General features: G+C 69.2%; 9 protein-coding genes. 6 read left to right on the top strand and 3 right to left on the bottom strand.

Translation table 11 applies throughout. The features are described from left to right. Positions 1–63: 63 nt before the first annotated feature. On the bottom strand, positions 64–636 hold the full coding sequence (locus AC31A1_RS39760) for a sigma-70 family RNA polymerase sigma factor (RefSeq protein WP_489657953.1): 573 nt from the start codon (positions 634–636) through the stop codon (positions 64–66). Between the two features lie 322 nt (positions 637–958). Between AC31A1_RS39760 and AC31A1_RS39765 the strand changes: the two genes are divergently transcribed. Further along, positions 959–1,348: an STAS domain-containing protein gene (locus AC31A1_RS39765; protein WP_489657954.1), complete on the top strand. Its 390-nt coding sequence runs from the start codon at positions 959–961 to the stop codon at positions 1,346–1,348. Positions 1,349–1,515: 167 nt separating this feature from the next. Then, a complete protein-coding gene (locus tag AC31A1_RS39770) occupies positions 1,516–2,028 on the top strand; it encodes an EF-hand domain-containing protein (protein WP_393752354.1) in 513 nt (170 codons plus the stop codon). On the opposite strand, the gene AC31A1_RS39775 is transcribed toward AC31A1_RS39770, so the two are convergent. After that, entirely contained in the window at positions 2,007–3,524 is a 1,518-nt protein-coding gene (locus tag AC31A1_RS39775; RefSeq protein WP_489657955.1) for a class I adenylate-forming enzyme family protein, read from the bottom strand. The two genes, AC31A1_RS39770 and AC31A1_RS39775, sit on opposite strands and share 22 nt — an antisense overlap. An 86-nt stretch (positions 3,525–3,610) precedes the next feature. Here AC31A1_RS39775 and AC31A1_RS39780 point away from each other — a divergent pair, with 86 nt between their 5' ends. From AC31A1_RS39780 to AC31A1_RS39795, 4 genes are all read left to right on the top strand, one after another. After that, a complete protein-coding gene (locus AC31A1_RS39780) occupies positions 3,611–4,807 on the top strand; it encodes an amidohydrolase family protein (protein ID WP_489657956.1) in 1,197 nt (398 codons plus the stop codon). Continuing rightward, positions 4,807–5,940, top strand: coding sequence for an acyl-CoA dehydrogenase family protein (locus AC31A1_RS39785; RefSeq protein WP_489657957.1), 1,134 nt, complete (start codon positions 4,807–4,809; stop codon positions 5,938–5,940). The genes AC31A1_RS39780 and AC31A1_RS39785 overlap by 1 nt, the downstream gene beginning before the upstream one ends. A gap of 1 nt (position 5,941) precedes the next feature. Next, positions 5,942–6,823, top strand: coding sequence for an acyl-CoA dehydrogenase family protein (locus tag AC31A1_RS39790; RefSeq protein WP_489657958.1), 882 nt, complete (start codon positions 5,942–5,944; stop codon positions 6,821–6,823). Between the two features lie 518 nt (positions 6,824–7,341). Continuing rightward, positions 7,342–7,812 carry an ATP-binding protein gene (locus AC31A1_RS39795; RefSeq protein ID WP_393752846.1) on the top strand — a complete coding sequence of 157 codons (471 nt, stop codon included), beginning with the start codon at positions 7,342–7,344 and terminating at the stop codon, positions 7,810–7,812. Positions 7,813–8,160: 348 nt separating this feature from the next. Here AC31A1_RS39795 and AC31A1_RS39800 read toward each other — a convergent pair whose 3' ends face one another. Further along, a complete protein-coding gene (locus AC31A1_RS39800; RefSeq protein ID WP_489657959.1) occupies positions 8,161–9,108 on the bottom strand; it encodes a cyclase family protein in 948 nt (315 codons plus the stop codon). Positions 9,109–9,246: the final 138 nt, after the last annotated feature.

A 9,246-nucleotide genomic window follows, 5' to 3' on the forward strand; every position in this document is an offset into this window, starting at 1 on the left:
CACCTTCCCCGGCCCCTTCGCCGTACCCCTCGTACCTCTCGAAACCCTCCTCCCACGCGTCGCTCACGCCCCACCCCTCGCTCCCGGCGGTGCGCCGGCGTCGTGGGCGGTGGAGAGGAGCTGGAGGCCCAGGCGGAGGCGGCGGCGGGCCTCGTCCTCGGTGACGCCGAGGTCGACGGCGGTCTGGCGGTAGTCACGGCGCTGGAAGTAGGCCAGCTCCAGGGCGGCCCGGAGCGGGGCGGGCATGGACGTGACGATGTAGTCGGCGCGGGCGGCGACGGAGGCGCGGCGGACCTTGCGCTCCAGCTCCTCCGTGGAGCCCTCGCCGCTGTGGGCGAGGGCGACGGTCTCGGTGGCGCGCAGGCGCTGCACGGCGAGGCGGTGGGTCAGCGCGGCCACCCAGGAACGCAGCGGGCCCTGCTTGGGGTCGTAGGCGTCGGGGTGCTCCCAGACCTGGGCGAAGACCTCGCGGGTGATGCCGTCGGCGGCGCGCTCGTCGCCCAGGACACGGTGGGCGAGGGAGTGCACGAGGGAGGCGAAGCGGTCGTACAGCTCACCGAGGGCCGCCGCCTCGCCGCGGGCCAGCCGCTGCTGCATCTTGCGGTCCCAACGGGGCGGTGCGTCATTCGTCGCCATGCGGCCCCCTCACCGTGTCCGTGCCCAAGTCAAGCGTGCGCTGACCGCCTCTTCGAATGTAGTGGGCACGTCTGACAACGCACCCCCCATTCTGCAATTGCACGCCCCCGAAGGGCCGCGAGTGGTAACGGATCTGCGCCTACCCTCACCCACATCTGATCGAACAGGATCGAAGGCGACTAAAACAAGCCTCTTCCGACCGGTTTCCGTTTCTGCCGCCGTGTTTCAGGGAACGGCCGCTGGGCAGCCGCGCTGCAAGGAAGCGTAGGTACGGCTTCCGTTTCCGGACGGTCTCCGGGAGTTCCGGCTAGCGAAAGGCTCGATGGTGGCCTTCAAAGTGAACGACGGCGAGCGCGGCGGCTGGTCCGTACTCCTCGTGTCCGGCGAACTGGACCTGGTGACCTCGCCGGTGCTGCGCCAGCGGGTGCACGACGTGGTGGCCGAGGGGCGGCACAGCCTGGTCCTCGACCTCTCCGAGGTGCTGTTCTGCGACTCCAGCGGCGTCGGCGTGCTCATCGCCTCCCGCCGCCTCATCCGGTCCTGCCAGGGCCGTCTGCGCGTGGTGCTGCCCGCGCAGGGGGCGGTCGACGGCTCGCACGTCAACCGGGTCCTCGGCGCTCTCGGGGTGCGCCGCCTCTTCGACGTCTACCCCGATGTGATGATCGCCACAGAGGACGAGCCCGAGGACGAAGCGGACCCCCTCACGGCGTGAGACGAGGCGGACCCTCTCTCGGCGTGACGCGTCGGTTTCCGGGGTGACGTCGTTGTTTCGGAATTTCCCCGGTCTTGGTACAAGCGTCGTTTTCGGCTCCCGGACCCGCCCCGGCGTCGTACGCTCCAGCCAAGCGCACCCCACATGAGTAAGGCGGCCCGAAAGACATGGTCAGCACCGAGTACGAGCGACGGATCGCGGCCCGTTTCGCCACCTTCGACCAGGACGGCAACGGGTTCATCGACCGGGAGGACTTCAACTCGGCGGCCAAGGCGCTGCTCGCGGAGTTCGGTACGGCGGCCCGCTCCGACAAGGGCCAGGCCCTGTACATCGGCGCGGAGGCGTTCTGGCAGGGCATGGCGGGCATCGCGGACCGGGACGGCGATCAGCGTGTCAGCCGCGAGGAGTTCGTCAACGGCGCGGTCAAGCGGCTGCGCGACAACCCGGAGCGCTTCGCCGAGATCGGCCGCCCCTTCCTGCACGCGGCCCTCGACGTCGCCGACCCGGACGGCGACGGCTCGGCCACCATCGCGGACACCGTGCGCGTCCTCAAGGCCCTCGGCGTGCCCGACGACATCGCCGCGATGGCCGCCGACGCCCTCGACACGGACAGCGACGGCAAGGTCGGCGAGGCGGAGATCGTCTCCTCCTTCGCCCGCTACTTCACCGTCCCCGAATAGCGCTCCCGCAGCTTGTACTTGAGCACCTTGCGCAAGGCGTCGTTGCGCGGAAGGGCGTCCACGATCTCCAGTTGCTCCGGCAGCTTGTGCACGGACAGCCCTTCCGCGCGCAGATAGTCCGTGACGGCGGACAGACTCAACTCCCCGGCCCCCGCCGCCTGTTCGACCACCGCACACACCCGCTCCCCACGCTCGGCGTCCGGCAGCCCTACGACGGCCACGTCCCCGACGTCCGGATGTGCGGCCAGCAGATCCTCGATCTCCTTCGCCGAGATGTTCTCCCCCTTGCGGATGATCACGTCCTTCAGCCGCCCGGTGAGAATCAGATGCCCGGTCGCGGTGACTTCCCCCAGGTCCCCGGTGCGCAGAAACCCGTCCGCGTCGAACGCCTCGGCCGTCTGCGCCGGGTCCAAGTACCCCTGACACACGGCCTCCCCGCGCAACCGCACCTCCCCGCCTTCCGCGATCCGTATCTCCATCCCCTCCGGCGGCCGGCCCTCGGTCGTCGCCAGATTCTCCGCGGTGTCGTCGGGCGCCCCCATCGTGATCATCGGCACCTCGGTCATGCCGTATCCGTGGGTGAGCTGGACCCCCATCTCGCGTACGACGGAGTGGTAGACCTCCGGCGGCTTGGGAGCGCCGCCGCCCGCGAGCAGCCGTAGCGAGGGGATGACCTTGGTCCCCGGCTGCTTGCGCTGCTCGGCAAGGAACATGGAATAGAAGGCAGTTGAGCCGCCCGCCACCGTCACGCCGTGCTTGCGGTACCCCTCCAGCGCGTCCGGCAGCGCGAACTGCTCGAACATCACCGCCGGGAAGCCGTACAGCAGCAGCATCACCGTGTAGTCGGGCCCGGCGATGTGCGCGTACGGGAAGGCCATCGAGCCCACGTCGTCCGCCGTGAGACGGAGCGCGTGCGCCAGGCACGAGCCGCCCGCGATCAGCGAACGGTCCGTGTGCAGCACGCCCTTGGGGTCGGAGGTGGTGCCGGAGGTCCAGTAGATCCAGCGGACGGAGGTGCCGTCGGCGGGCGGGGGCGGCAGCAAGGCCGGGTCCCCGTCGGGGAGTTGGGCGCTGTCGTACGCCTCGAAGATCCCTCTCGCACCGAGCCGGCGCGCCATCTCCCCGTAGTCGAAGCCGCGCCAGACGCCCGGCACGGCGAAGTACTCCGCCTTCGACTCCCGTAGTGCGAAGCCGACTTCGCGGTCGCGGTAGAAGGGGATCACCGGTGTCTGTACGGCGCCCAGGCGGGCCAGCGCGAAGGAGAGCAGGGCCGTCTCGATGCGGGTGGGCAGCTGCCAGGCGACGACCGTGCCGGGGCGGACACCCATGCCGTACAGGCCCGCCGCCACGCGCTCCGACCGGTCGCGCAACTCCCCGAAGGTCAGAGTCCGGTCGTCCTGGAGGAGGACCGGGCGGCCGGGGGTCAGGTCGGCGCGGCGGGCGACCAGTTCCCACAGGGTGCGGGAGGAACTCAGGGAGTGCGGCGTCTCGTTCATGGTCCCCCTCCTTGGCTGACGACTCGTCAGGTGACATGCTATCTGACGGGTCATCAGATAAGTACCGTCCCGGCGGAGGGGAACCCATGGCCACCGAACTGCCCCGCATCATCAGCGTCGACGACCACGTGATCGAACCCGCGCACCTCTTCGAGACCTGGCTGCCGAAGAAGTACCGCGACCGCGGCCCCCGGCCGCTCACCGCCGGAATCGGCGAACTCGCCTACGTCGCGGGCAAATACCAGATCACGATGGACCCGGACGGCCCGCCCACCGACTGGTGGATCTACGAGGACCTCAAGTTCCCGTACAAGCGCAACATCGCCGCCGTCGGCTTCGACCGCGACGAGATGACCCTGGAGGGCATCACCCGCGAGCAGATGCGCCCGGGCTGCTGGGACCCGGCCGAGCGGCTCAAGGACATGGACCTCAACCATGTCGAGGGCTCGCTCTGCTTCCCGACCTTCCCGCGCTTCTGCGGCCAGACCTTCGCCGAGGCGCACGACAAGGAGGTCGCCCTCGCCTGCGTCCGCGCCTACAACGACTGGATGGTCGAGGAGTGGTGCGGCGACAGCGGCGGCCGGCTCATCCCGCTGTGCCTGATCCCTTTGTGGGACGTGGAGTTGGCCGTGGAGGAGATCCGCCGGAACGCGGCCCGCGGGGTGCGTGCGATGACCTTCTCCGAGATCCCCACCTACCTCGGGCTGCCGTCCATCCACTCCGGCTACTGGGACCCGTTCTTCGCCGTCTGCCAGGAGACGGGGACGGTCGTGAACATGCACATCGGCAGCAGCTCCCAGATGCCCGCCGCCTCCCCGGACGCGCCCCCCGCCGTACAGGCCTCGCTGTCCTTCAACAACGCGATGGCCTCCATGATGGACTTCCTCTTCAGCGGGGTCCTGGTGAAGTTCCCGACCCTCAAACTCGCCTACTCCGAAGGGCAGATGGGCTGGATCCCGTACGCCCTGGAACGCGCCGACGACGTGTGGGAGGAGCACCGCGCGTGGGGCGGGGTGCGCGACCTGATCCCCGAGCCGCCGTCGACGTACTACTACCGGCAGATGTTCTGCTGCTTCTTCCGCGACAAGCACGGGGTCGCTTCGCTGGATGTGGTGGGCCGGGACAACGCCACGTTCGAGACCGACTACCCGCACGTCGACTCGACCTTCCCGCACACCAAGGAGGTCGCCCTCGACCATGTGAAGGGCCTCGACGACGAGACGGTCTACAAGCTGATGCGGGGCAACGCGATCCGCATGCTGGGCCTGGACCTCGACCGGTAATGGACCTCTCGTACACGGCCGAGGAGGAGGAGTTCGGCGCGCGCCTGCGGGAGTGGCTGGCCAAGGTGCTCCCGACGCTCCCGGCGAAACCGTCCCCGGACGACTGGCCCGGCCGTCGCGCCTACGACCTCGGCTGGCAGCGGATGTTGTACGACGCCGGGTACGGCCATGTGCACTGGGACGCGTCCCCGACGACCCGGCTGATCTTCCTGGAGGAGACGGAAAAGGCGGGCGCGCCCTACGTAGGGGCCAATTTCGTCGGGCTGTTGCACGCGGGGCCGACGATCGCCGCGGAGGGCACGGCCGAGCAGCGGGAGCGGTGGCTGCCGCCGGTGCTGCGCGGCGACGAGGTGTGGTGCCAGGGCTTCAGCGAGCCGGACGCCGGGTCCGACCTCGCGGCGTTGCGCACGCGCGCGTGGCGGGACGGCGACGACTACGTAGTGACCGGTTCCAAGATCTGGACCTCGCACGCCGAAGTCGCCGACTGGTGCGAGCTGTTGGTCCGGACGGATCCTGCGGCGCCGAAGCACCGGGGGATCAGTTGGCTCGCGATGCCGATGTCCGCGGCGGGGATCACCGTACGGCCGTTGCGGACGCTGGCCGGGTCTGCGGAGTTCGCCGAGGTGTTTCTTGACGAGGTGCGGGTGCCTGTCGGCAACCGGGTGGGGGACGAGAACGACGGGTGGCGCGTGACCATGGTGACCCTTTCCTTCGAGCGCGGTACGGCCTTTGTGGGGGAGGTCGTCGCCTGTCGGCGGGTGTTGGGGGAGCTGGCGGTGGAGGCTCGGCGGAACGGGCGTTGGGATGATCCGGTGCTCAGGCGTCAACTGGGGCGGTTGAACGCGGAGTTCCGGGCGTTGTGGCGGCTTACTCAGTGGAATGTGAGTGAGGCGGAAGCCTCCGGCGGCGTACCGGGTGTGGGGGGCTCGGTCTTCAAACTCCGCTACTCGCACGCCCGTCAGGAGCTGTATGACGCGGCGGCGGACGTCCTTGGGCCCGACTCCCTTGATCTGGAACGGGCTTGGGTGCTGGATCGGTTGTCCTCGCTGTCGTACACGATCGCGGCCGGTACGTCGCAGATTCAGCAGAACATCGTGGCTGAGCGGATTCTTGGGTTGCCGAAGGGGCGCTGACGTGCGGTTTCAACTGACCGGGGAGCAGAAGGCGTTGCGGGCTGCTGTGCGGGGTGTGGTCGGTCGTTCGTCGGCTGCGGGTTCGTCGTGGCTGGTCGCGCAGTTCCCCGCGCCCCTAAAAGCTCCTCGGCTGGACCGGGGTTTGTGGCGGGCCCTCGGTGACCTGGGGCTGTTCTCGCTGAGGTTGGCCGAAGTGGACGGAGGGGCCGGACTCGGGCTTCCCGAGGCCGTGTTGGTGTTCGAGGAGCTTGGGTGGGGGTTGGTTCCTGGGCCCTTGGTGGCTACGCATCTCGCTGCCGGGGTGGTGCCGGGGGCAGACAGTGGGGAGACCGTGGTCGCCGCTGTCGACGGGAGCCTCGTGGAGTGGCTGGACGAGGCCGATGTCGTGCTACCGGGGGCCGAGGGGGCCGTACCGCTGCGGTCGGTGGATCCGTTGACGCCGTTGCATCGGGTGCCGGCTCCGGCGCGTACCGAGCCTGTCGCTGTTCTTCTCACCGCCGCCGAGCAGCTCGGTACCGCCGCGCGGGTGTGCGGGCTTGCGGTGCAACACGCCCGGACGCGGGAGCAGTTCGGGCAGGCGATCGGGGGGTTTCAGGCCGTCAAGCATTTGTGCGCGCAGTCGTTGGTGCGGGTGGAGGTGGCGCGGGCCGCGGTGTACGCGGCGGCTGTGACCGGGGATGCGGTGGACATCGCGGCGGCTCGGTTGGTCGCCGATGAAGCGGCTGTGCGGGGGGCGCGGGACTGTCTGCAGGTGCATGGCGGGATGGGCTTCACCTGGGAGTCCGAGGTTCATCTGCACCTGAAACGGGCGTGGGTGCGCGCTCGGCGTGGTGGTGGGGGCACGGAGAGTGAGGAGCTGCTCGCGGCGGATCTGGTGGCTTGAGCGGGCTAACGGGGTGTCTGCCTGCGGGGACCGGGACGGGGTCGACAACGGTGTCGCGGATCGTGGCACGGCGGAATCACGGAGCGTTGATATCGGGTTGTGTCCTACGCGTGACTTGTCACGGCCTGGAGTCGTCTGTGGGCTCCGGTACCTTGTGTGGGATGCGAGTGGTTCAAGGTACGAGCCATGCCGGAGTTGCCTGTGAGGCGGCCCCGCAGCGGGCGGTGCGCGCCGCCGCTCGCACGGCAGAACGGGCTTTCGCCCCTGCCTGTTCGACTCCCCGCGACGAGCGTCGCACAGTATCCCGCACTCGTACTCCTTCGCGCTGGAATATGCCCGAAGCGCTTGTTGGGGTGACTGAACGTCAATCATGCTGTCTCGCAAGGGATTCACGTTCCGTGACCCTTGTGCTGGCCGTTGTTCTGGTCATGCAGGAAATGGCTACGATCGTGGCCCTCGTGAGGCGCGAGGCTAAGTGTCCGCCGGTTCGGATGGTGTGAGCGGTGCAGGTGCTTCAAGTGCAGCTGGAGATCCGGCCCGACCCCGCTGAGGTGGGGCGAGCCCGACGGTGGGCGCGCTCCCGGCTCGCGGGGTCCGGGATAGAGGCCGACGAACCGCTCGCGGAGACGCTGATCCTGCTCGTCTCCGAGCTGGTCACCAACGCCGTGGTGCACACCGGCTGTCCGGCCGTGCTGCGGCTCTCCCTGCCGGACGTGGCGACCGAGTCGGCCACCGTGCGCCTGGAGGTCGCCGACACCAGCTGCAAGGCGCCCGTGCCGCGCTGCGCGGACGGCGACGAGACCGGCGGTCGCGGCCTGGCCCTCGTGGACGGCCTCGCCGACCGCTGGGGCTGGAGCGCCGAGGGCACCGGCAAGCGCATCTGGTGCGAGATCGACCGGGACAGCGAACCCCGGGAGCTCGCGTGCGGGGGCGGTGTCGCGGCGTACGAGGGTTTCGAGTTCGAGGGCTTCGCGTACGAGGCCGTGTAGGGCCGTGTAGGTGCTGCCTGCAAGTGCCGGGCGGAGATGCGCCGGGCTGTGCTTCCGTGCGCGCCCTGTGACAAATGGCTCTTACAGAACAAATCCCCGGATGGGCGTTGACGCGAAGTGACCATCTGGTCACGCTTGTGGGCAGCGATTCGCCGCGAGGGGACGGCGAGGGCTTCGGTGACGGGAGCCCTCGGCGAGTGTGGGTCGTGTTCGGCGTGGGCCCCCTCGGGGTGGGGGGTCAGGACGGGGCGCCGGAGTCGGATGGCGGCACGCGGTGCCGTGCTCGGGGCGGGCAGCAGCGCGCCGCCATCCGACCGTAAGTCCGGCCCTCGTCAAAACCGGACTGTCCTAGAGGATGGCGACAGGGGCCACCGGGGTTCCCGTCGCGCCCACGAAAGGTTCGGGCATCGCCGACAGGAAGAACGTGTGGCGGTTCTCTTGTCCACAGGCTGTGGACAACTCTTCGAGATTCCAGTTCTGGCCCTGGAGCATGCCCATCTCGACCAGATCGAGCGCGTGTACCGGCAGCCACAAGTCGTCTATTTCCGGCGGAAATATCTCAAAGGTGAGGGTGTCGTTGGCGACCGCCGCGACATCCCGCGCGTGGAACCACTCCGGCGTACGGACCGACAGCCCGGGTGACGGATAGCCGTACCCCTGCTTGTCACCGGCCAGATACACCTGCACCTGCCCGGTCCGTACGAGCACGATGTCGCCCGCGCGGACGTGTGTGCCGGCGAACTCCTCGGCGGCTTCGAGGTCTTCCAGCGTGACGGCGTGCCCGCCCTCCAGCCGGTCGACGCCACGCGCGCGTGCCACGTCGAGCAGGATGCCGCGCGAGACGATGTGCCGGGCCTTGTCGATCCCGCTGAACTCGGCGCCGCCGTGCGGGGTCACGGTGCCGGCCGGGCGGCCGTTGTAGAGCTTCCCGGAGTGCGAGACGTGGGTCAGCGCGTCCCAGTGGGTGCCGGCCTGGAGTCCCATCGTCACGGCGTCGTCGCTGCACGCGACCGTTCCCGGGCCGAAGAGTTCCTGGTTGATCTGCACCATCGCGTGCAGGGGGTTGATCCGGCCGGGGATCAACCCCGTCTGGACGCCGTCCTGTTGGAGGGGGAGCGCGAGGGGGATGCGGCGGCCGGTCCGGATCTCGGCGGCGGCTTCTCGGATCACGTCGTCGGTGATCAGGTTCAGCGTGCCGATCTCGTCGTCCGAGCCCCAACGGCCCCAGTTGTTCACGCGCTTGGCGATGTCGTGGAACTCCGGACCAAGTGACGGCGGTGACGTCGACGGTGACATCGGGGCCTCCCCAGGGCTTGTCTCCAGGTATCTGACGGGTCGTAGAATCTGAGTCGAATCTAACGGACCGTCAGAAACCGCGGGAGGGGCCGGACATGGCGAACTTCTTGGCTGGCAAGGTCATCGCTGTCACGGGGG

The sequence above is a fragment of the Streptomyces sp. P5F9 genome (assembly GCF_057961495.1).

Bases quoted from the DNA above. Each gene is read 5' to 3' on its own strand.
- AC31A1_RS39760 (WP_489657953.1), bottom strand. From the start codon at position 636: ATGGCGACGAATGACGCACCGCCCCGTTGGGACCGCAAGATGCAGCAG.
- AC31A1_RS39765 (WP_489657954.1), top strand. From the start codon at position 959: ATGGTGGCCTTCAAAGTGAACGACGGCGAGCGCGGCGGCTGGTCCGTA.
- AC31A1_RS39770 (WP_393752354.1), top strand. From the start codon at position 1,516: ATGGTCAGCACCGAGTACGAGCGACGGATCGCGGCCCGTTTCGCCACC.
- AC31A1_RS39775 (WP_489657955.1), bottom strand. From the start codon at position 3,524: ATGAACGAGACGCCGCACTCCCTGAGTTCCTCCCGCACCCTGTGGGAA.
- AC31A1_RS39780 (WP_489657956.1), top strand. From the start codon at position 3,611: ATGGCCACCGAACTGCCCCGCATCATCAGCGTCGACGACCACGTGATC.
- AC31A1_RS39785 (WP_489657957.1), top strand. From the start codon at position 4,807: ATGGACCTCTCGTACACGGCCGAGGAGGAGGAGTTCGGCGCGCGCCTG.
- AC31A1_RS39800 (WP_489657959.1), bottom strand. From the start codon at position 9,108: ATGTCACCGTCGACGTCACCGCCGTCACTTGGTCCGGAGTTCCACGAC.